Genomic DNA, 21,748 nt, shown 5'->3' with positions numbered 1-21,748 from the left:
TCCCAATACACCCATACGCCGGGGTGTCGCATCCGCCGAAAGAGGGGTTAGTCGTCAACACCACGCTTACCGAGGCCCCTTCGCGGCAATACGTAACCGTATGTCGAGCCGCAGCCAGGAGGCTGGAGCATGAGCATCTGGTGGTCACTCCATTTGCGGCGCGAGGCTGCGAGCGTTCCGCTGGCCCGGCGGCTGCTGCTGGGGACGATGGAGACGGCCGGGGTCGATCCCGACATCTCCTTCGATCTCTCGGTGGCCCTCACCGAGGCCTGCGCCAACGCCGTGGAACACGCCGGAACCGCCACGGGCTACAGCGTCACCGCCCAGATCGACGGCGACCACTGCCGGATCGAAGTGGCCGACTCCGGGCCGGGTTTCTCCCGCGACCGCGTTCTTTGTCCGGCCCGTCCGACGCCGCGCAGCCAGTACGCCGAGCACGGGCGGGGGCTCTGTCTGATCGAAGCGCTCGTGGACCACGTCCAGTTCCACGACCGACCGGGGCACGGGACGGTCGTGGCCTTCGACAAGGTGCTGAAGTGGCGGGACGGCGCGCTGCTGAAGGCTTCGTAAAGCTCTCCAGGGTCCCAGCTCCCCAGGTCCGTGGCCCGGTGGCTCCCCGGCCCGGGTAGCTTCGCGGCCCCGCGGCTTCGCAGCCCCGCGGCTTCGCGGTGGCGGGCCGGGCCGGGGTCCCCGCATCAGGCGGCGTACGGCCCCCGGCCCCCCTTCAGGACCCGCTCAGCCGCGCAGGCCCGCCATCCACGCCTCGACCTCGTCCGCCTGTCGCGGCAGACCGTCCGAGAGATTGCGGGCGCCGGACTCGGTGACCAGGATGTCGTCCTCGATCCGCACCCCGATGCCGCGGTACTCGGCCGGCACCGTCAGGTCGTCCGGCTGGAAGTACAGGCCCGGCTCCACCGTGAGCACCATGCCCGGCTCCAGCGTGCAGTTCACATAGGCGTCGGTCCGCGCCTGGGCGCAGTCGTGCACGTCGAGGCCGAGCATGTGACCGGTCCCGTGCAGCGTCCAGCGGCGCTGGAGGGCGAGTTCGAGCACCCGCTCGACCGGCCCGTCGAGCAGTCCCCAGGCCACCAGCCGTTCGGCGAGCACCCGCTGGGCCGCCTCGTGGAAGTCGCGGTAGTTCGCGCCGGGCTTGACCGCGGCTATCCCGGCCTCCTGCGCGTCGTAGACCGCGTCGTAGATCTTCCGCTGGACGGGGGTGTAGCGCCCGTTGATCGGCAGGGTGCGGGTGACGTCCGCGGTGTAGAGGGAGGTGGTCTCCACCCCCGCGTCGAGCAGCAGCAGTTCGCCGGAGCGGACCGGGCCGTCGTTGCGCACCCAGTGCAGGGTGGTCGCGTGCGGGCCGGCCGCGCAGATGGAGCCGTAGCCGATGTCGTTGCCCTCGACGCGGGCCCGCAGGAAGAAGGTGCCCTCGATCCAGCGCTCCGAGGTGGCCTCGGCCCGGTCCAGCACCTTCACGACGTCCTCGAAGCCGCGGGCGGTGGAGTCGCACGCCTTCTGCAACTCGCCGATCTCGTACGCGTCCTTGATCAGCCGCAGCTCGGAGAGGAAGGTCTTCAGCTCGGCGTCGCGCTCGGCGGTCACCTTGTCGGCGAGGGCCGCCTCGATCCCGGCGTCGTGCCCGCGGACCACCCGGACCGGGCCGGTCGCCTCGCGCAGCGCCGCGGCCACCGTGCGGACGTCCTCGCAGGGGAGCCCGAGCAACTGCTCGCCCTCCGCCAGGCTGTTGCGGCGGCCGACCCACAGCTCGCCCTGGCCGTCCAGCCAGAACTCGCCGTTCCCCCGGTCGGAGCGCGGCAGCAGGTACGCGGTGGCCTGGTGGCCGCCGTCGGCCAGCGGCTCCAGGACGAGCACGGCGTTCTGCGTCTGGTCGCCGGTGAGGTGGACGTACTCGGTCGAGGCGCGGAACGGGTACTCCGTGTCATTGGACCGGGTCCGCAGTCGGCCGGCCGGGACCACGATCCGCTCACCCGGGAAGCGGGCGGACAGGGCGGCGCGGCGGGCGGCCGCGTAGGGCGCCTGCTCTATGGGGTCGAGCCCGTGGCGCTCGGTGTCGGCCCAGCCGGTCTTCATGACGGCCGCCAGTTCGTCGGACACTGCCGGGTACAGCCCGTTCTTCCGCTGTTTGATGGGCTTGTCCTGCGCCGCCACCGGCGTGTCCCGGGCTTCCGCCACTTCTTGCCTCCTGGTACGTCGTGGTACGTCCCGATGAAACCTTCCACTCATCGTATGTGCGGCGGCAAGGGGGACAAGAAGGCGGCGGCGGGCCCGCTGTCATCACCGGCCCGCCCCCGCCATCACTCGCCCGCCCCCGTCTGCCGTCGCCCGCCCTCGCCCCCCAGGCACCTTCACTCGAAGCGGGCCACCAGCAGCACCAGGTCCTCCGCCCCGCCCGCCCGGTCCAGACCGCCCGGCAGTACGGCGTCCAGGACGTGGTCGGCGAGCCGTTCCGGGTCCGCGCGTACGGAGTCCGGCGCGCTCCGCGCGGCCGCGCGCAGGCCGGCGAAGGCCAGGTCGGCGGACTCGCCGGTACGGTGCAGCAGGCCGTCGGTGAAGAACAGCAGGCTCTCGGCGGGCCGTACCCGCAGCTCCACGCTGGGCGCCTCCCAGCAGCTCAGCATGTTCAGCGGGGCGGAGAGCGAGGTCTCCACGTATTCGCAGCGGTGCTCGCCGACCAGCAGCGGCGGACAGTGTCCGGCCCCGGCCAGGGTCAGCTTGCGGCCACCGGCGGCCTCGGCCGACACATAGCCGAAGAGGGCGGTCGCCGAGCGGGCCGGCTCGGTCAGCCGCATCAGCAGTTCCAGGTCGGAGAGCACGGCCACCGGGTCCTCGCCCTCCATCACCGCGTACGCCCGCAGCGACGCGCGCAGCCGGCCCATCGCGGCGACCGCGCCCGGACCGGTGCCGGTCACCCCGCCGACGGTCAGGCCGAGCGCCCCCTCGGGCAGCGGCAGCGCGTCGTACCAGTCGCCGCCGCCGCGCGGCCCCGCGCTGTGCCGGACGGCCATCCGTACCCCGGGCACCCGCGGCAGCCGGGCGGGCAGCAGTTCGGCGGCGAGCGCCGCGGTGACCCGCCGGGCCCGGCGCAGGTCGAGGCAGCGCGCGATGTGTTCGGCGGCGAAGCGCAGATAGAGGCCGGCCAGCCGGCGCCTGCGGTCGGTGGGCGCGGCGGGTTCGTCGAAGAACCAGACGGCGGTGCCGAGCCGGCCATCCGCGGCCATCAGGCCGAGCGCGTAACTGGCGCCGAGGCCGAGATGGGCGGCGACCTCGCGGTGGCGGGGGGTGAGCGCCGGATCGTGCCGCAGGTCGCGCAGCAGCGTCTCCTCAAGGCCGGGCCCGAGGCTGAAGCCGACGTCGGCATCCTGGAGACGGTCTGCCCCGATGTGCCGGACCGTCTCCAGGGTGCCGAGATCGGCATGGCCGAGGCCGAGGCCCACCGTGAGGTCGGGGCCGAGTCCGTCCGCCGGATCCAGGGCCACCAGGCCGCGCCCGGCGCCGACCAGGGACGCCCCGGCCCGCAGCACCTCACGCAGCGTCTCGTCCAGGGTGCTGGTCCGGGCGAGGCACTCGGTCAGCTCGTGCAGCAGTGACAGATCGCAGACCCAGGCGGCAAGCCGGTCCCGTACGGCCAGATCGTGGTCGGTGTCGGCGCCGGGGGCGAGCGCCGAGGTGCGGGGGCCGGCCGGGCCAGCCGTTCCCGGTGCGGCGATGGTGGCGGATGTGCTCGACGTGGCGCCGATCGGGGCCGACGGGGGAAACGGGGCGGCCACATTTTGCGCCGATCCGGAAGCCGGTGGCTTCGTTCCAGCCACTTTTCTCACGTGGGCGGGGCTCATGGCCGGAGGCTCGCGGTCGGCGGCCGACGGGCGGGGCAATGAGCGTTTTTCGTCCGCAATACGCGGAGTTTCCGCACGAATAGCATTGCAAACCCCCATGTCGTGCTGCGCCGCTATCAGGAACCCACTTCTACACGCACGCTAATGGGCATGTCCAGGATTGTCCCGGTAGCGGGAAAGGTGTCGGAGTTGAGCACGGGCCTTGCGGTGGGCGGGGTCCTGGCCGTAAGTTGGCGGAAACGGTGGCCGGAAGTTGGCTGGAAAAGGCCACCCCCGCCTCATGCGCGCTGTCGACTGATCCCAGCCAACAGCGCGTCATATCGCGGGTGATGGGTAGGAACCCGGAGTCCGGCTCAAGCGTCGTAGTGCGTAGGCAGTTGACGGCCGACCCGACCCTTGGGTGACCAAGGAGTCGTTGCGCCCGACGAGGGTCACGAACGGTGATCCGCTCAGGGCATCGAGAGCACGAAGCGCCAAGCGCACACCACCCTCCGCATGTTCCACGCTCGGCTGGCCGCGTGATGCGCTGCCTCGTATGCGGTGTGCTCGACAGTTACGTTGTGTAATGGGCAGATCCATGGGCGTTAACGGAAAGGAACGAGCGCTGATGCGCGAGATCCTCGGAAGGCGACGCAAGCACTCACTCCAGCGAAGGGGGCGGTCCGTGTTGCTCAACGCGGTGGTCACCTATGCCGGGGAGTGGAAATGGCGCGTGGTCCCCGGTGTCGGATACGACGACCGGGGCGGCACCTGGCGCGCCGGCGACGAACAGATGTGCGCCTGCCCGCGGCCCAACTGCCCGGTGCCCGGTGCGCACCCGCTCGACCCCGGACTGCTCGCCGCCACCCGGGACCCGCGGATGGTCCGCTGGTGGTGGACGCGCCGGCCGGACGCGCCGGTCGTCCTGGCGACCGGGGACCAGGTCTCTGCGGCGAGTCTGCCCGCGGCGGCCGGGGAGCTGGCCCTCTCGGCGCTCGACAAGCTCGGGTTCCGGCTCGGGCCGGTCATTGCCACCCCCACCCGGTATGTCTTCCTGGTGGCTCCTTACACATTGCCTGAGCTGGGAGAACTCCTCGACAGCCAGGACTGGGTGCCGACGTCGCTGCGCTACCACGGGGACGGCGGCTATGTGCCGCTGCCCGGGGCGGCGATGGATGCCGGGCAGCCGCGCTGGGTGCGGGAGCCCGCACCGGGGGCCGGCGGTTCGGCTCCTTGGCTGCCGGGGATCGGCACGCTGGTCGAGGCACTGGTGCGGGCCGGGCGGACGGCTCCTGACGGGGACCGGCTGACGTACTGACATGTCATACGGGGGCGGGCCGGTCGGATTGTCGCCGGTACGCCCCCTTTTTCGCGGGCGCGCGCTGTGCATAACTTTTGAGAACGTTACGACCATCATGAACGTGATGTAACCGGTCGAACGGTACGAACCGTGTGAAGCCTGTGAAGCCTGTGAAGGCTACAAAGGCTACGAGGGCCACGAAGCTTACGAACCCGAAGAGGTGGGGCATTGAAGCTTGAGCAGTCGCACGATGACCAGGCCCGGGTGTACGCACAAGCACTGCGCCGGGTCGCGGTCGCCAGCGTCCTCGCGCTGGCCGTCGTCCTCCCGCTGGCGGTGATCACGGCACAGCACGAGGACGGACATCGGGGCAACTCGGTGCACAGCGCCGGATACCACCGCGCGGGGCGCCCGGCGGCGGGCCCGGCGAGCGACTGACGCCGTCGGCGGGCCCTGAGGGCCCCGACCCGAACCGGACATGAAAAGGCCCGGTCGCTGGCGACGGGGGATGCACCAGCGACCGGGCTGTTCAAACGGTAACAAGACTTCGTCCGATAGCAAATTCCCCAACCCGTGGGCCAGGTGGTTCTCCTGGGGTTTCCGAGACGCTGTGATCGGAATCACCGCGGACGGTATCCGACCGGTGTGAGACCGGCCGTGGCCGGGCGCACCGGGCCCCTCGCCGGCCCCGCCGAACCGGCCGGCCCTCGTCCGCCCCCGCGAGGCCCGCCCCCCGAGGACCCGGCCCCGACCAAGCCCCCACCGAGCCGGGCCGACGACTCCCCCTAGGCCGTGTCTGACAAATAGCGTCGTCCGCCCGCAGGGCGGGGCCCGCGGCGTCTGGTGCGTGCGCTCGCAAGGCGGAGGGTCGTCCTCGTAGTGGGCCTACTCGGACGACTCCGACAACGCAGCGAGCGTGCGTGCCAGGCGTCGCGGGGCAGGCGGGATTTGTCAGACACGGCCTAGCCCCGACCGCCCCGAGCCCGCCCGGCTCCCCACCCACACCGGGGCGACCCGCCGGGCCGGGTCGGGGTCCGGTCGGGCCTTCGGCCAGGTGGTTCTGGGCCAAGCGTCCGGAGTCGGCGGGGCGACTCGGCTCGGGCGCCGCGCGCTCTGTGTCCGCAGCCATGACGGGGCGACCCGCCGGGCCGGGTCGGGCCCCGGCCGGGCCTTCGGCCAGGCAGTCCTGGGCCAAGCGTCCGGAGCCGGCTGGGCTCGGACCGGGTCCGTAGGCGCGGCAGCCTGCCGGGTCGGGTCGCGGTCGTTTTCGATCTGCGGGCAGCCGGGACCGCTCGGCTCGGGTTCGGAGGCAGGGGGTAGGGGGGCGGCTGCCCGGACCTGATCGGGGGTCTTGGGGCCGAAGGACCAGGTCAGGTCGGCCCCCGCCGCCTGGCGGAGGCTTGACCGGTCCGGCTGGTCAGGCCCGCGGGGCCGGTCCCAGTCCCGGCGGCTCGGAGCGGGGGGTCCGGGCCGGAGGCCCGGGAGCTTGCCGGGGGCGGGCCCCCGGCGTACCGGTCAGCCCGCCCGGCCAGGGGCTAGCTCAGGGTGATCTGGCGGTTGGTGAACCCGCCGCGGGCCCTGCGCTCCTCCGACGTGAGCGGGGCGGTCCGGTCGAGCGCCTCGGTGAGCCGCTCGCCGAAGGCCGCCGCGGGCTTCTCCACCTCGTCGGCGCTCATGCCGACCGGCAGGTCCCACACCGGCACCACCAGACCGTGCGCCCGGAAGGACCCGACCAGCCGCGTACCGTCGCCGAGCGAGGACGTACCCGCCGCGTGCAGCCTGGCCAGCGCGTCGAGCAGCGCCTCCTCCGCGTGCGGCATGACCCACCGGAGGTGGTTCTTCTCCGGGGTCTCGCACCAGTACGCCGCGTCCACCCCGCCCAGCCGCACGGTCGGGATCGCGGCCTGGTTCGCCTGCTCCAGCGACGCCGCCACCTCGCCGGTCGCGGCCGCCGCGTCCTCCAGCCAGAACTCGAAGCCGGTCCGTACCTCGGGCACGAAGGGCGCGGTCAGGTCGAGCAGATCCTGCAACCGGGGCCCGTCCGGCGCGGGCCGGCGGCCCTCGACCGGGTTGCCGGGCTCGGCGGTCAGCGCCCGCCGGAGGGTGTCGGCCAAGTCGCGGCTGACATCGCCCGAGGCCGTGTCGTTCTGCAGGCCGAGCAGTACGGCGCCGGTGTCACGGCGCAGCCCCGGCCAGGCCATCGGGAGCACGGTGGCGAGCGTCACCGACGGCACTCCGTCGGGCAGCGGGTCCTTGAGGGTGAGCGGCACGGTCGCCGCCGGGACGAGTTCGCGCAGGGCGACCCAGTCGCACTCGCCCGGCAGTCCCTCGAACGGGCGGCGGACCAGCTCGGTGATGGCGTGCGCGGCCTCGCGGCCGTGGCACGCCTTGTACCGGCGGCCGGACCCGCACGGGCAGGGTTCACGCGCACCGACAACCGGAACGGCTGCCTCCGACGCGGCCCTGGGACCCTTGGTGCCCTTCGTCTGGGTGGCGGTCGCGCGCTTCTTGGCCATGGCTCGGTCTCTCCCGTTCCGGCGGTGTTCCGGCCGCGAGCCTAGCGCCAGGCGGGTGCTCCACCGGACCACGACGGGCCGTTCCCCCGTACGCCGGGAATCTTCCCACCGGGACAGGCCCATTCCCTCCCGCCGTCCCACCTGGCCGACCGCGGCCCGGCGCGGGCCCACCTGGCCGGCCGCCCACCGGTCGCACCGGATCGGCCACCCGCCACCGCTCGCCGGCCACAGGCCACCGCGCTCGGTCAGCGGCCGCCAGCGACCCCGCTCAGGCCATGTCGTCCAGCGACTCCGCCAGGTCCAGCGGAAGATCGAGCGGTACGCCCATCGGCAGACCGATGCCCGTACCCGCCGACTCGTCCCGCCGGGCATGCCGCCCCCGGACCGGGATCAGCACCCAGACCGTCACCTCGCCCGGCGCGTCCCGTACGCCCCAGCTCAGCGCGAGGCTCTCGACGATGCCGAGGCCGCGACCGCCGTGCGCGGTCAGCGAGGGGCTGGCCGGGCGCGGCCGGGTGGGTCCGCCACCGTCGGTGACCTCCAGGACCAGCAGTCCGTCCTCGCCGATGTACCACGACGCCCGTATGCCACCGGCACACAGGCCGCCCGCCTCACCCGTACCCAGCCGTCCGGCCGCCGCCGGTCCGCCAGGGGCGCCCGGGTGACCGGCTCTCTCGCCGTACTCCCGCTGCCCGTAGACCCGGGGCCGCGCCCGCGCCGCGTCCGCCGCCCCCCCGTATTCGGAGTACCCGGAGTAATCGGGGCGATCGGGCTCGTCGTCCGCGCCCAGCGGGCGGGCGTGCCGACAGGAATTGCTGAGCAGCTCGGAAAGGATCAGCACGGCGTCGTCCGTCACCGAATCCGGCACATCCCGGACGCACATATCCGTCCGCAGTTTTCGCCGTGCTTCCGCGACGCCTCTCGGACCATGGGGTAGGGCCATGGTCGTGGACGTCGGCACCTCTTGCGCCACCATCAACGACACCCCCGGATACCTCCTTCACCCCACGCCACAGACTGAATGCCCCCTGTGACTCGACCGGAAACAGGCCAACCCGATCTATTGACGCACTCCGTACGCGCGTAGGTGAAATGCGCATGCCAGTGGCACGATCCGGCTTGAAACCTCCCGATCCACCGCGCTCCGCGACCGCCGGAGTACGCCCTGTGACCGTTTGGTGATATCGCGCGACCGATGTGACGAGAGGGATAACAGCCAATCTGTGGGAGGCGACCGGCAATCCTCGTGACGCGAACCGGCAATCCTTTTGGCGCGATCCGATCCCGTCCCCGCGTGACTCGTTCCGTCGAGGCGTTCAGCGACCGAGCTGGGCCAGCACCTGTAGCGGGCGGTTGGTGATGATGGCGTCCACCCCGAGCCGTTCGCACAGCTCCACGTCGGCCGGGTCGTCCACCGTCCACACATGCACGCGGTTCCCCGCCCGCTGCAACCGCGCCACGTACCCCGGGTTGGCCCGCACGATCCGCATACTCGGCCCGGCGATGCGCACCCCCGCGGGCAGCCGCCCGTCACGATGGCGCGGGGACACGTACTGCATGAGATAGACGGTCGGCAGCTCGGGCGCGGCCAGCCGGATCCGGCGCAGCGAGCGCGACGAGAAGCTCATCACCTGGACCCCGGACGGCTCGCCGGGCGGCGGGCGGTCGAGGCCGAAGCGGCGCAGCAGCTCCAGCAGCCGCTCCTCCACCTGGCCCGCCCAGCGCGTGGGGTGCTTGGTCTCGATGGCCAGCTCGACCCGGCGGTCGGTGTCGGCGATCAGCTCCAGCAGGCGCTGGAGGGTGAGGACGCGGGTGCGTTCGTCGTCGTCATCGATGGCGTCAGCATCGGCGTCGGCGTCGGCGTGGCCGCCGTATCCGTTGCCGGAGCGGTCGGTGCCTTCGGCGGCCCCCGGCAGCGCGAGCCCGTAGCGCTCGGGCGCCTCCGGGTCGGCGTGCTGCCCCTTCCAGGAACCGAAGTCGAGTGCCGCCAGGTCGGCAAGTTCGAGCGAGGAAACCGCGCCGCGCCCGTTGGACGTACGGTTGATCCGCCAGTCGTGTACGCACACCAGGTGCCCGTCAGCGGTGAGCCGCACATCGCACTCCAGCGCGTCGGCGCCGTACTCGATGGCCTTGCGATAGGCGGCGAGCGTATGTTCTGGTACATCCTCGGAGGCGCCCCGGTGAGCGACGACCTGCACCGGCCGTCGCGCCGGGTGCACATCGGGGACGGCGCGCGCATACGTCACCGGGCCATGGTGCCACCGTGACCCCGGGACCGGGATGCGCGGAGTACGTGAACCGTTGGGCGAACGGATGCGCGAACGCGTACGTGACGGCGGGTGGGAGGGCACGTGTGAACAGCTCCGAACGCCCGCGCGAAGATGTGCGATCGGCGTACCGCCCCGGCCGCCCCGGCGCGCACGGTCTGCACACAGGTACCGCTTACGGCGGTCCGACACGCCGTGAGAAATGCTGTACCCGTTGAATGTTTTGTCCTGACCCTGAGGAGAATCGCTGTGAGCACCGAGAACGAAGCCGGGTCGTCGCTGCCGGCTGCGGAACCGGCGGCGGGCGCACACGAGAGTGCCGCGCGCGACGGTGCCTCGGCGGCCCCCGCGCCCTCTGAGTCGTCGACCCCGCCCGCTCCGGCCGCTCCCCCCGCGGCCCCCACGACCCCCGCCGCCCCGCCGGCCGAGGAGTCCAGGACCGAGGTGCTTCCGACCCAGGCGCCCGCAGGCCGTACCGAGCACGTGACGTCCTCGCCCGCGCCGATCCAGGCGCCGCCGCCGGTGGGACCGCCGTCTCCTTACGGGGCGCCACCGAGCGCGCTGGCGGGTTCGGGGGCGGGTAGGGCCGGTTCGGGTTCGGGTTTCGCGCCGGGTGCGGGTGCGGGTGGGGGTGCAGGTGCGGGCTCGGGTGCGGGCTCCACCCCGGACGGCCCCGCGCCGTCTCCCTCGCCGTACCAGCCGCCGGCGCCCGGCCCCTACCAGCCGCAGCAGCCCGAGCCCACCTCGCCGTTCGAGCCGCCGCGCCCCGCGCCGTCGCCGTACGACCCGCAGCAGCCGGCCCCCTCGCCCTATGAGCCGCCGCGCCCCGCGTTCGACGCCCAGAAGCCGTCGCCGTACGACTCCCCGGCTGCCCCGGCCTCTCCTCCCGCTCCCCCCTCTCCCTCGTACGACTCCCCGGCCCCCTCCTACGGCTCGCCGCGACCGGCCTACGGTGCCGAGTCCGCGGGCCACGGGCAGCCGCAGGACCGGCCGGGCGCGCCCACCTCCGTACCGGACCCGTACGCCGTGCCGGCCACGCCCGCCTACGCCACCTCTTCCGCCCAGCCGGGCGGGGACGGTTACGGCGGTGGCGGGCCGGTGTGGGGCGCGCAGTTCCCGGCCGCTCCGAACCCGGCCGACGGCGGCCGCCGTCGCCGCGGCGCCGGTCTGCTGATCGTCGCGGTCGTCGTGGCCGCGCTGGTCGCGGGCGGCGTCGGCAGCGCCATCGGCTACAACGCGGCGAAGAACGACGACAACTCCTCCTCCACCACCGTCTCCGCCCCCAAGGACGCGGCCGCCCTCAACCGCGCGCCCACCTCGGTGGCCGGCATCGCCAACAAGGCGCTGCCGAGCGTCGTCACCATCAAGGCCAGCGGCAGCCAGGAGAGCGGCACCGGCACCGGGTTCGTCTACGACACCCAGGGCCACATCCTCACCAACAACCACGTGGTGGCCCCGGCGGCCGACGGCGGCAAGCTCACCGTCACCTTCTCCAACGGCAACACCTACGACGCGGAGGTCATCGGCCGCGCCCAGGGCTACGACGTGGCGGTCGTCAAGCTGAAGAACCCGAGCGGCGTCAAGCTCACCCCGCTGCCGCTCGGCAACTCCGACCAGGCCGCGGTCGGTGACGCCACCATCGCCATCGGCGCCCCCTTCGGCCTCTCCGGCACCGTCACCACCGGCATCGTCAGCGCCGTCCACCGCCCGGTCGCCTCCAGCGACGGGCAGGGCTCCACCGCGTCCTACATGAGCGCGATCCAGACCGACGCGTCGATCAACCCCGGCAACTCCGGCGGCCCGCTGCTCAACGCCGACGGCGCGGTGATCGGCATCAACTCCGCGATCCAGCCCGGCGGCGCCACCGAACCCGGCACCCAGGGCGGCAGCGTCGGCCTCGGCTTCGCCATCCCGATCAACCAGGCCCAGCGCGTCGCCCAGCAGCTCATCAGGACCGGCCAGCCGGTCTACCCGGTCATCGGGGTCAGCCTCGACACCCAGTTCGACGGCGACGGCGCGAAGATCTCCACCGACACCAGCAGCGCCATCACCAGCGGCGGCCCGGGCGCCAAGGCCGGCCTCCGGCCCGGCGACGTGATCACCAAGTTCGACGACACGATCATCGACAGCGGCCAGACGCTGATCGGCGAGATCTGGCAGCACCAGCCCGGCGACAAGGCCACCCTCACCTACACCCGCGGCAGTGCCACCCACACCACCACCGTCACCCTCGGCAGCCGCACCGGCGACTCCGGCAACTAACCCGTTAAGCTGTCCCCGCGCGGCTCACCCACCCGGGCCCCCTCCCCCCGAGGGAGCCCCACCCCGAGCCCCGCGGGGAGGCTTGCCCGAGCGGCCTAAGGGAACGGTCTTGAAAACCGTCGTGGCAGCGATGTCACCGTGGGTTCAAATCCCACAGCCTCCGCGGTAGTAGTGCTTTTAGCAGGTCAGAGCGGGTGCCCCGAGGTTGGGGGCACCCGCTCTGACGTTGGCTGTCTCACCCTGAGTCGCTGCTATCCCGCTCCGGATCAGTCTGTGCGGGCCATACACGGGCCAGATTCCGCGACTACGCTCCGTCGCTGGGCTCGGCATCGTCGCTGTTCAGCGCGCGGGTGATGCGGGCGTTGTCCTGGTCCTGGCGTCCCTTGATGACTTTCGCGTAGAAGCGGTAGAGCACGGTGACGCTGTGGCCGGCGCGGCGGGCGACCTCTACGGGGTCGACCCCGGCCTTGAGCCACAGGGACACGCACGCGTGCCGCAGCGAGTACGGGACTTCCGCCAGGGGCGTTCCCCGGTCGGCAGCGGAGAGCGCCACGCGCCTTGCGACCTGCCAGACGTCGGCGTACTCGGTGGAACGTAGGCGACCGCCTCCGGCAGCCCGGAAGAGGCGGCCATCCTCGGTCGCGCCGTACTGCTCGATGTGAGCGCGGAGCATGGCCACGAGCACGGGCGGTATGGGTACCGGTCGCGTCGTCTTCCTTGCCCGTCGCTTCAACCCGCGCTTCTCGTAGGAGAGTCCGTCGTCGGTCCATCCGGCGCCCACCTCGGGACGGCTCTCGGAGAGAACGAGTTCGCCCCATGCGTCCGGCTCGGTTTCCTCGGGCAGCAGGCACGCCGATTCGCTCAGCGCGGCCACCTCGGACGGGCGCATGGCGGCGTAGTACATGCAGCCGAAGAACGCTTCCAAGTGCTCGCCGCGAACGCCTTGTTCCGCGACCGCCCGGATAAGAGAGCGTGCGAGTCGTGGATCCGGGACGTATCGGAAATCGATCTCGTCGTCCGTCTGCGGGGGACTCCAGTCGATCCGGGTAAGCGGATTGACCGGGAGGAGATCGCGCTCGACCGCGTACCGCAGGGCGTTGTTGAGGACGCTGTACTTGCGGCGGGTGGTGTTCTCGGCGGCCACGGTGCCGTCGAGTCGATGCGAGAGAGCGAACAGGGCGCCTCGGAGGGCGTCGGAGTCCTTGAGGTCGCCGACTTTCATGGAGTGCTTGGCCATCCATGCCAGCGCTGCCGCAACGTCCTCCGGGGGCGTTTCAGCGTCCTTCCGCGCCATCGGTCGGCCGTCATCGCCGAGTACCACCTTTCCGCTCTCGTCTCGGGCGGCCTGGAATGCGTACGTCTGGAGGGCCCGCCGAAGCGTTGCCGTGTCTGGCCGCTTGTCCCTGCTGGTGGTGACCAGCGCGGGCGTCACCGTCGTGAGCGCGTCGGCGATGCTGGCCCGGTGCTTGGCTGCGATGTTGGGCCATTTCATCAGGACGTAGGCGCCCGCGTGGTCGTACCAGGTCGGCGACTTCAACTCGTGCAGTTCGGAGGCTGGTAAACCGGTGCCGATGTCGAACTGCTCGCGCCGCCGTAGGGCTTCCAGGAGTTGGGACTGCCGTCCCTCGGCTTGCGTCTTCAACCGGTAGCTCTGAGAGTGCTGCCGATCTCCGACGCGCCAGCGCAGTTCGAACGGCTTCCGCCGGTTCTTGCGCTGGCGGATGGCCCAGAATTCCACCTCGTAGCTGAGGCTCATGGTTCTCCATTCCGAAGCCGCCCGGCCGCAGCAAGGCCGGGCGGCTTCAAGGGGGGATGGTCAGCCGACGCGCTGCTCGCAGGAGTTCAGCCAGGCGTCGAGATCGCCGCGGCGGATACGGAGCTGACCGTTCGGGAGCTTGATGCACTTCGGGGCTTGGCCGCGGGCGCGGAGGCGGTAGAAGGCGGCGCGCGACATGCCGAGTTCATCGAGGACTTCGGGGAGCTTGAGGTTCCGTCGTGCCGAAGCCGTCTGATATCCGTTCGGCCGGCCGGAGGGCGGGGGTGTTGTGGTGCGCGGCATCCTGTTGGTTCCTCCTGTGCCTGGGTGGTGTTGGCTGGAGGCAGCGGGCGTGTGTGGCGCGTGGACGTCCGCTGTGGGGTGGGGTCAGGTGCCGGGGGTGTGGGGTGTGACGGTGGTGGTGGCGATGAGGGAGACGCTGCCTTCGGGGTCGCCTTCGAAGGTGGTTTCCATCCATTCCCAGGTGTGGTGGTCGTCGGCGGTGGGGGTGTAGCCGAGGGTGTTGAGGGCGGCCTGCCGTGCGGCGGGGGTGGGGATGCCGTCGGTGGTGGGGAAGGGGACGCGGGGCCAGCGGGCTTCGTCGGGCAGGGCGACGAAGACGTGCCATTCGGTGCCGTCCCATGAGGTGATCATGTGGGCTTTGAGCGGGCGGTTCAGGGGCAATGGGCCTCGATTCATGGTGGTGGGGTCGAGTCAGACGAGGTGGTGGAGGGCGGCGCGGAGATCAGTGCCGATGGCGGCGAGGCGCTGCTCGATGGCGTGCCACGACTCGGCGTCGATGGCCATGAGCGCGGCTATGGCGGTGGGGCCTTGGCCGCGTTCGAGGGCGGTGAGGAGGTCGCGGAGTTCGCCGGCGGCCATCAGGGAGATGCGGGGTTCGGCACACATGTCGGTTCCCTTCGGGGTCAGTTGCCGGGGATGGCGTCTTTGAGTGCGGTCATGATGTGGTCGATGGAGGGTGCGGCGGTGCTGCGGGCGAGGTAGAAGCCGAAGAGCAGGGCGACGATCGCGGCGCCGGTGGTGAGAGCGCGGTAACGCATGAGCAGGGTGAGCAGGACGCCGAACAGGACGAGCGCGGAGACGGTGAAGGCCAAGGGATCTTCCTTCCGGGTAAGCGGGGTCAGTGGTTGCCTTCGCGGTGGAGCCGGGTGGCGAGGTTGTAGAGGTGGCGTCCGACCCGGACGCGTTGCCCGTAGCCGCGGCAGCGTCGGCAGTTCCGGCCGCGGACGAGCCGGCCGCGCCGGTTGTGCTTGACCTTGAAGCCGAAGCCTCCGCATCGGCGGCAGACTCCGAGCGGGCTGAGCGCGCAGAGGGCGGCGTAGCCGAGGATCGCGATGAGGGCGAGGGGTATAGCCGTGAAGGGTGAGGGCATGCAGGACCCTTTCCAGGGCGGAATGAGGGCGTGCGCGAGGGGCCGCTAGCGGCTAGAGGCCAGGTCAGACCTGGTATGCACCGCTAGCAGGGGCGCTAGACCTAGCGGGGGCCGATGCTAGGGCGAGGGCCTTACGGCGGTGGTTCAGCCGTCTTGGCGAGCGGCGGTGGCCAGCACATCGGCGCGGCGGAGGCCGCGGCGGTTGGCTCCCTTGCCGTCGTCGGTGGTGCCCCAGACTTGGACGGTGCGGATGCCGTACGGGCGGACGGCGGTGGCGAGGTGTTCGGGGGTCCACTGGGCGTAGACGTCGGGGCGGAGTTCGGTGAGGCGGGTGATGATGGCCTCGCTCCATGCCTTGTCCGTGCCGGGCGGGAAGGTGGCCGTGAGGTCGGCGATGAGGTCGTAGGCCGGCCCGGTCGCGGGCTGCTCGCCGAGGGCGTGGCCGGTGAGGGTGCCGGCCTTCTTCCGTAGTGCGTGGATGTGCTGGGTGAGGTTGTCGGCGGTGGGGGCGTTGATCTGGACGCACCGGACGATGCGCGCGTCGGCGCCTTCGCCGACGAACCAGCAGATGCCCTTGTCGCCCCAGGCGAGGGTGTTGGCGCGGATGCCGCGTTTGTAGGAGCCGGTGCCGAGGACCATGTCGTTTTCGATCTGGCCCATGACCTTGAGGCACCAGCGCAGCGTGGCGTTCGCGGAGATCCCGGTCGGCAGGGACTTGGAGTCCGGGCGCTGGGTGGCCAGGAGAAGCGTGATCCCGAGGGCTGGCCCTCGCTTGACGAGGTCGGTGCAGTGTTCTTCGAACTCGGCGCCGTGCTTTGGGTCTTCGAACCACTTCTGGCACTCGTCCACACCGACGACGATCGGGTGGAGACCGAGTTTCCTCATGTCCGCGAGCGCGGAGGTGACCTTGGATTCGGGGCAGAGGTCTTTGGGGAGTTCGCGGATCACCTTGGCCCGGCGCCGCAACTCCGTACGCAGCTCGCGGAGATCGGCCAGGGCGTACGCGATGTCCTCTTCTTCCTCACCTGCCCGGTAACGGTGGGCGACGCGGGCGAGTGCGGACAAGTCGCCGGTGCCCTTGAGGTCGTACACGTGGAGTTCGGCCCGGAGATCCATGGCGGCGACGAGGAGGATGAGCCGGAGGAGGAAGGTTTTTCCCATCCGGGGCACTGCTCCGACGATCCCGGAGACGTACATCAGGGATTGTGCGACCCATCGTCCGCGCTGGTCGGTGGCGAACGGCTGAACCTTGAAGAGATCGAGCGGCTCGCCGCCCAGCAAAGGCCACTTGGCTTGCCGGGTCTGGGACATGTCCTGATCCCCGACCCACAACCTGAGCCGGCCGGTGTGTTCATCCGGCACGGCCTCGGGCCATACGCACCCGAGCGGGCGCCGCAAGCCGGATGCCAACTTCTCCCGCCGGTCGATGACGTCGGTGACGGTGACGCCGTAGGGGAGGTCACCTTCGGCGAGCCAGCCGGGGCCGTCGCGCGTGATGGGCGCGGTGAAGGCGAAGCCCGGACCGCCTTTGGCCTGGCTCTGGTTGATCGCGGGGATACCGAGCGCGCCCAGGGCCCGGAGAACGATGTCGCTGGTGAGTTTTGTGGTGCGCGGGATTTCCACAGCCCTGTGGATGACTGGTGTGTCGGCGGGTTGGCCGAGCCGTCCGAGGGCCAGAGCTGCCAAGGCCCCCGAGATGGCGAGCAGCCAACCCGGTGCGAGCACGTACACCGCGGTGGCCATGATCGTGCCCAGTACCCCGGCGACCGCGCCGACCGCCGTCCGCCACCGAACCCGCCGGTCACGCTGCCGGGAGAGCTTCAGGTACTCCTCGATGTCCTCCCGGGTGGCCGCTCCCTGCCGTAGCGGCTCCCCCTCGGCGTCGACCACCCACCGCAGCGACCCGCCGACGAAGCGGGCGACCCCGCGCGGGACATGAAGGCCGAGCCGGAGGGCGTACCAAGGTGCGCGCACCGCGTGATACGCCGCGACGTGCCCGGCGTACGTGATGACGTACTTCGTCGTGATGCCGAGTTCTCGCCGCGATCGTGCCCAGGCGGGTATGACCGGCCGCCGTTTCGAGCCACGTACGCGCCCCAAGAGCCCCGGACCGGCGGCCGTGTCGGGCGCGTCCACGGGGAGCGGCGATTCGGAGCCGGCGGGCTGAACTTCCTTCTCCGCGCGCGGCGGTAAGGGTGAGCCTTGCTGTGTGGTGCCGTGCTGCACGGGCGGTTCCTTTCGAGGCCGGTGCGGAGTCAGGGCTTGGCGGTGCGGGTGTTCGCCGGACGCGGGCCGCGTTCGGCGTCGAGGCGTACGAACACGGTGTGGACGTAGCTCGGCGCGCGCGTCGCGCGGCGGGCCGTTTCCCGGACGCTGAGGCCATCCGCCCAACCGCGTTCCATAGCGGCGAGAGCGTCGGCGGTGCTGAGCTTGGCGGGTGGACGTTCGGGTGATCGGGCGGCGCTGTTCCGCGGGGGCACGGGCGGGTGGTCGGTGAACAGCAGCCGCGGGTAGTGGCGGACGTTCGCGGTCGCCCGCGCCATCTGCGTACGCACCTGGCCGGCGAGGGCAGAGGCCGCCGGATCGGTCGGCCGTGACCAGGGCGCGGTGAGGGCGATGGTGGCGAGAGAGGCGGCGTTCCGCCGGGCGGCAAGCTGGTCGAGAAGCCTGGCGCGCTGTTCCGCGTCCGTGCCGACGTTGGCCCTGGCGACCGCGATGGACAGTTGCCGGGTGATGCGGCGGGCGCGGCGGCCGTCGCGCTGGGCGGGAGGGATCTCGGCGAGCCGTGCGGCCAGAGCGACGGCCCGCACGGTGGCACGGTCGCGGGTGATCTGTTCGGCGTCGCGCTTCCGCCGGGCGACACCGAGCCGGGAGAGGAGTCGTTCCCGCAACTCCCGTGCGAGCAAGGCTCCGAAGCCGTTGGACGACGCTTCGGGCTTGTGGTGGCGTAGTTCGATGCCCATGGCGAGGTGCCAGAGCATCGCGGCCATGACCGGGCCGACGAACGCGCGGACGGTGCCGCCGACCGGTCCGGACTCGGCGTACGCGGGGATGATCTGCACTCCGGTGATCACCCAGACCAGCACGCCGGGGACGCCGGGGGCGCCGCTCGGGCCGTTAAGGTTCTGCCGGGCCATCAACGCGGTTGCGAAGAGGGCAAGTTCGGCGGCCCCGAACATCGCGGCCCGCTCGACCGTGCCGGCCATGTCGAGGTAGTCGGCGGCGAACCGCCACGACGTGTCCGCGCTATAGGCGGTGCAGCCGGCGGCGGCCAGCGCGGCGACACGAACAGCGGGGGTTCCGCGCCTGAGCTGCCGGACGGTGAGCCAGGCGAGGCAGAGGGCGAGCACCCCGCCGAGGATGTACCCGGCTTCGATACCGATGGCGGGGGAGTTCATGCCGCCTCCCTCGTGAGACGGCGGTCGCGCAGCAAGTCGCCTCCGCCGAGCCGTACGGCGTACAGCGCGTCCTGCATGGCGATGGCATCCGACGCGCCTTCGTCCAGCAGTTCCGCGAGCACTTCACGCGCTACGGCCACCCGGGCGGCGCGCTGCTCGCCGGTCTCGATAGGCGGTCCGTGGAACAGGTCCCGGAAGCATCCGGGGAGTTCGGCTAAGCCGAGGTCGTCGCCGCATGCGCAGCGACCCGTACACGTACACATGACGCTCCTGATCATTGACGGGACGAGTGGCCATGACTCCCGGCACCGCCAACCGCCGAGGTGGCGGCCGTGCCGGGATCAAAAACACTCGATCGCTCAGGTGGCGCTATGGAGTTCTCAAGGTGCGGGCGCTGCCTTCGGGTGCGCGGTGTGCGGGAGCCATCTGGGCGCTCTTCGGGTGTGCGACTCCTCAAGAGATCCTGTCTTCAGGTCCTCTTTAGGAGTGAGGAAGACTATGGGGCACTGGACACCAACTCGTCAAGACTTCTTGAGGACTTGCTATGCTGAGGCGGCCCGATGATCTGGACGGTGAGCCGCATGGCCAAGGCGTACGAACGCATCGCTGACGATCTCCGTCAGCGCATCCGCGCAGGTGAGTTGAGCCCAGGCGACCGCCTGCCGGCCGAGACGACGCTCGTGGAGGAGTACGCGAAGAGCCTCCCGACGATCCGCCAGGCGCTCAGCCTCTTGCAGGCCGAGGGGCTGGTCGAGAAGCAGCACGGGCGCGGCAACTTCGTCCGCCGGCCGCGTACGCCCGTCCGCCGCTCGAATCTCCGCCACCAGTGGGAGAAGGGCCGAGCGCGCGACCCCGAGCCGGATCGGGCTCAGACCGGAGCCACTGAGCACGACACGGGCCTTGAGATGAGCGACCTCGTCTTCCGCGCGGTCTACCGCGAGGTGCCCGCGGAGCCGGAGATCGCCAAGGAGTTCGGCGTCCCGGCGGGTACGACCCTGGTCGAGCGGACGTACCGCACCCGCTACCGCGTCGAGAACGCACCCTTCACGCTCGTACGGTCCTACCTCGTACGGGACATGGTCGCCGAGAACCCCGCCCTCCTGGACGACTCCAACGAGCCCTGGCCCGGCGGAACACAGAGCCAACTCTTCACCATCGGGATCGAGTTGGACCGCATAGAGGAGCTGGTCACCGCCCGACCGCCGACGGCGGAGGAAGCGGAGGAACTGGCCCTGCCGGCCGGTACGGCGGTCATCGTCATGCGCAAGTCGTCGTATGACACCGACGGGCGCGTGGTCGAGCACTCGGAGGTCATTCTCCCGGGCGACCGTACGGAAATGCTGTTCACCACCCACCTCGAAAGGTGGTGACCGGCGTGCCGGTCCGCCGTATCGACGTCATCACGGCCGTCCACGGGCCCGCCGCGCCGTACCTCGCGGATGCCTACAAGTCGCTGTGCGCGCAGGAACTCCCGGACGGGTGGGAATGGCACTGGATCATCCAGGAGGACGGGCAGGGTTCCGAGGTCGCGCCCCACGTCCCCGATGATCCACGGGTGACCTTCCACCAGGGCCGCGCGGGAGGGCCGGGCGTCGCCCGCACGACGGCCCTCGCGTACTCGACCGGCCCCTACGTCAAAGTCCTCGACGCCGACGACCAGTTGACCCCGGGCACCCTCGCCCGCGACCTCGCCTTGCTGGAAGCCGACCCCGCCCTCGGCTGGACCACGTCCCGCGTCCTCGACCTTCTCCCCGACGGCTCCACCGCCGGCTTCGACCAGGACCCCGCCGACGGCCCGATCGAACGCGGCGCCGTCGTCACCTTCTGGAAGGCCAACAACTACCGCGCCCAGGTCCACCCCGCGACCCTCTTCATCCGCCGCGACCTCCTCTTGGCGCTGGGCGGCTGGATGGCCCTCCCTGCCTCGGAAGACACCGGCCTCCTCCTAGCCCTCAACACTGTCGCGCGAGGCTACTTCATCCGCGAGTACGGCCTCCTCTACCGCAAATGGCCAGGCCAGGCCACGGCCCAAATCACCCATACCGACGACGGCGAACGCGATGCGCGCATGGCCGTGATTGATTCCCGAGTGAGTGCTCTTCGGCAAGCCGTAAGGGATTTGCGTCCCTGACGAACATCCTTGTGTCCGGCAGCGGCCGGGGCGTCACACGATGTCTTTCCTGGCGTTCGACGCACGCAGAGTCCATCTGTATGCCAAGCTATCCGAAGTCTGAGTGATTCGTGAGCCTGCTACCTGCGTTCTCCCAATCTGGGTACCGCTAAACATGGCCACGAAGTCGGGCTCGGGTTATCCGCCAAGTATCTCTTGGTGCAGGGACGATCATAATTATGATTCACGGGGGGTTCTGAATGGTCGCTTATATCATCGCAGCAAATACGGCCGCCCCCGATTCGCACATAACGAAGAGGGTGGTACTTTCGGCGGTAGTTATCGTCATTTCTGTTGTAATGGATCTCCTGTTAAAGCTCGTTTCGACTAATAGTGGTGGCGCGTCGCCTCTCAATAAGGAAGACGCTGTTCTCTGGGCGGATCTGACGGTATCCGCTGTTATCTCATTTTCCGTATTTGCGGCGGGCAGTGTGAAGTCTGCGACCTTCAATCAAGGGCAGTTGCTTGCTTTGGTTGGGGTAGTCGTTTTCTCCTTTGCTGTAATTCCCACCTACGTGCGATGGTACGGGTTGGACGCGACGGGAACCCCGCATCTATGGCGAGGGATAATAATCCCGAACGTCCTGGGCTGCCTGACGGTTGGCGTGGCGATCAACTACGGCGTAAATTTCGCAGGTTAGGGGGAGAAGATGAGAGGCTCGACGCGAACATCCGTCACTGTCCCGCTTGTCCTGTGCTTGCTCTACTTCGCTGTTTCCGGATATGCGATCTATCGATATTCGGATTTTATCGGCGCCTTGGCCCTGATGGCAGTTCTCGCCGGTTTGGCAGTCGTCATCGGACTGAGTTTTGTTGAATTGATAAAATTCCAACACGCTCTAGCGTTCATTCG

The 21,748-nt window shown here is 70.6% G+C and carries 20 protein-coding genes, 1 tRNA gene and 1 pseudogene; 8 read left to right on the top strand and 14 right to left on the bottom strand.

Translation table 11 applies throughout. The features are described 5' to 3' along the window. Positions 1-129: 129 nt before the first annotated feature. Positions 130-570 (top strand): ATP-binding protein, encoded by a 441-nt coding sequence (locus OG519_RS16440; protein ID WP_405583975.1) that lies wholly within the window; start codon positions 130-132, stop codon positions 568-570. Positions 571-735: 165 nt separating this feature from the next. Here the strand turns inward: OG519_RS16440 and OG519_RS16435 are convergent, their stop codons facing one another. Next, on the bottom strand, positions 736-2,193 hold the full coding sequence (locus tag OG519_RS16435) for an aminopeptidase P family protein (RefSeq protein ID WP_405583972.1): 1,458 nt from the start codon (positions 2,191-2,193) through the stop codon (positions 736-738). Positions 2,194-2,366: 173 nt separating this feature from the next. Beyond that, positions 2,367-3,854, bottom strand: coding sequence for a SpoIIE family protein phosphatase (locus tag OG519_RS16430; protein ID WP_405583969.1), 1,488 nt, complete (start codon positions 3,852-3,854; stop codon positions 2,367-2,369). Between the two features lie 607 nt (positions 3,855-4,461). On the opposite strand from OG519_RS16430, the gene OG519_RS16425 reads away from it, so the two are divergent. Next, complete coding sequence (locus OG519_RS16425) at positions 4,462-5,151, top strand: bifunctional DNA primase/polymerase (RefSeq protein WP_405583966.1); 690 nt, start codon at positions 4,462-4,464, stop codon at positions 5,149-5,151. Positions 5,152-5,361: 210 nt separating this feature from the next. Continuing rightward, complete coding sequence (locus OG519_RS16420; RefSeq protein ID WP_405583964.1) at positions 5,362-5,571, top strand: hypothetical protein; 210 nt, start codon at positions 5,362-5,364, stop codon at positions 5,569-5,571. 1,097 nt (positions 5,572-6,668) lie between these two features. Here the strand turns inward: OG519_RS16420 and OG519_RS16415 are convergent. The 3 genes from OG519_RS16415 to OG519_RS16405 all read right to left on the bottom strand — a co-directional run bounded on the left by OG519_RS16415 (position 6,669) and on the right by OG519_RS16405 (position 9,895). After that, positions 6,669-7,649, bottom strand: a complete 981-nt coding sequence (locus OG519_RS16415) for a DUF5926 family protein (protein ID WP_405583961.1) — start codon at positions 7,647-7,649, stop codon at positions 6,669-6,671. A 268-nt stretch (positions 7,650-7,917) separates the two neighbouring features. After that, a complete protein-coding gene (locus tag OG519_RS16410; RefSeq protein WP_405583959.1) occupies positions 7,918-8,505 on the bottom strand; it encodes an ATP-binding protein in 588 nt (195 codons plus the stop codon). 460 nt (positions 8,506-8,965) lie between these two features. Next, positions 8,966-9,895 (bottom strand): glycerophosphodiester phosphodiesterase family protein, encoded by a 930-nt coding sequence (locus OG519_RS16405; protein WP_405583957.1) that lies wholly within the window; start codon positions 9,893-9,895, stop codon positions 8,966-8,968. A gap of 504 nt (positions 9,896-10,399) precedes the next feature. Between OG519_RS16405 and OG519_RS16400 the strand changes: the two genes are divergently transcribed. Continuing rightward, positions 10,400-12,178 (top strand): trypsin-like peptidase domain-containing protein, encoded by a 1,779-nt coding sequence (locus OG519_RS16400; protein WP_405592763.1) that lies wholly within the window; start codon positions 10,400-10,402, stop codon positions 12,176-12,178. A gap of 76 nt (positions 12,179-12,254) precedes the next feature. Next, positions 12,255-12,341: transfer RNA gene (locus tag OG519_RS16395), tRNA-Ser, on the top strand. Positions 12,342-12,482: 141 nt separating this feature from the next. On the opposite strand, the gene OG519_RS16390 is transcribed toward OG519_RS16395, so the two are convergent. From OG519_RS16390 to OG519_RS16350, 9 genes and pseudogenes are all read right to left on the bottom strand, one after another. Next, positions 12,483-13,934, bottom strand: a complete 1,452-nt coding sequence (locus tag OG519_RS16390) for a tyrosine-type recombinase/integrase (RefSeq protein ID WP_405583954.1) — start codon at positions 13,932-13,934, stop codon at positions 12,483-12,485. A 60-nt stretch (positions 13,935-13,994) separates the two neighbouring features. Next, positions 13,995-14,165 (bottom strand): annotated as a pseudogene (locus tag OG519_RS16385) (helix-turn-helix transcriptional regulator); the annotation flags it as partial. Between the two features lie 156 nt (positions 14,166-14,321). Further along, a complete protein-coding gene (locus OG519_RS16380; RefSeq protein WP_405583951.1) occupies positions 14,322-14,588 on the bottom strand; it encodes a DUF6303 family protein in 267 nt (88 codons plus the stop codon). A 60-nt stretch (positions 14,589-14,648) separates the two neighbouring features. Beyond that, complete coding sequence (locus OG519_RS16375; protein WP_405583948.1) at positions 14,649-14,843, bottom strand: hypothetical protein; 195 nt, start codon at positions 14,841-14,843, stop codon at positions 14,649-14,651. Positions 14,844-14,860: 17 nt separating this feature from the next. After that, entirely contained in the window at positions 14,861-15,049 is a 189-nt protein-coding gene (locus tag OG519_RS16370) for a hypothetical protein (RefSeq protein WP_405583946.1), read from the bottom strand. A gap of 26 nt (positions 15,050-15,075) precedes the next feature. Further along, a complete protein-coding gene (locus OG519_RS16365) occupies positions 15,076-15,327 on the bottom strand; it encodes a hypothetical protein (protein WP_405583943.1) in 252 nt (83 codons plus the stop codon). A 144-nt stretch (positions 15,328-15,471) separates the two neighbouring features. After that, the gene (locus OG519_RS16360; protein WP_405583940.1) at positions 15,472-17,553 is read right to left on the bottom strand and encodes a cell division protein FtsK; all 2,082 of its coding nucleotides are present in this window, start codon (positions 17,551-17,553) and stop codon (positions 15,472-15,474) included. Positions 17,554-17,582: 29 nt separating this feature from the next. Further along, positions 17,583-18,725: a hypothetical protein gene (locus tag OG519_RS16355; RefSeq protein ID WP_405583937.1), complete on the bottom strand. Its 1,143-nt coding sequence runs from the start codon at positions 18,723-18,725 to the stop codon at positions 17,583-17,585. Beyond that, on the bottom strand, positions 18,722-18,988 hold the full coding sequence (locus OG519_RS16350; protein WP_405583934.1) for a hypothetical protein: 267 nt from the start codon (positions 18,986-18,988) through the stop codon (positions 18,722-18,724). Before OG519_RS16350 ends, OG519_RS16355 begins: the two co-directional genes overlap by 4 nt. Before the next feature lie 318 nt (positions 18,989-19,306). Here OG519_RS16350 and OG519_RS16345 point away from each other — a divergent pair, with 318 nt between their 5' ends. The 3 genes from OG519_RS16345 (at position 19,307) to OG519_RS16335 (ending at position 21,536) form a co-directional block, all read left to right on the top strand. Next, positions 19,307-20,095 (top strand): GntR family transcriptional regulator, encoded by a 789-nt coding sequence (locus OG519_RS16345; RefSeq protein ID WP_405592761.1) that lies wholly within the window; start codon positions 19,307-19,309, stop codon positions 20,093-20,095. Further along, a complete protein-coding gene (locus OG519_RS16340) occupies positions 20,092-20,856 on the top strand; it encodes a glycosyltransferase family 2 protein (RefSeq protein WP_405583931.1) in 765 nt (254 codons plus the stop codon). Before OG519_RS16345 ends, OG519_RS16340 begins: the two co-directional genes overlap by 4 nt. A gap of 239 nt (positions 20,857-21,095) precedes the next feature. Continuing rightward, positions 21,096-21,536 (top strand): hypothetical protein, encoded by a 441-nt coding sequence (locus OG519_RS16335; RefSeq protein WP_405583928.1) that lies wholly within the window; start codon positions 21,096-21,098, stop codon positions 21,534-21,536. Positions 21,537-21,748 lie beyond the last annotated feature (212 nt).

Source organism: Streptomyces sp. NBC_01190 (assembly GCF_045039895.1).
Classification (GTDB): Bacteria; Actinomycetota; Actinomycetes; order Streptomycetales; family Streptomycetaceae; genus Actinacidiphila.
Note: the sequence above shows the minus strand (reverse complement) of the source record. Positions and strands in the feature narration are given on the sequence as shown.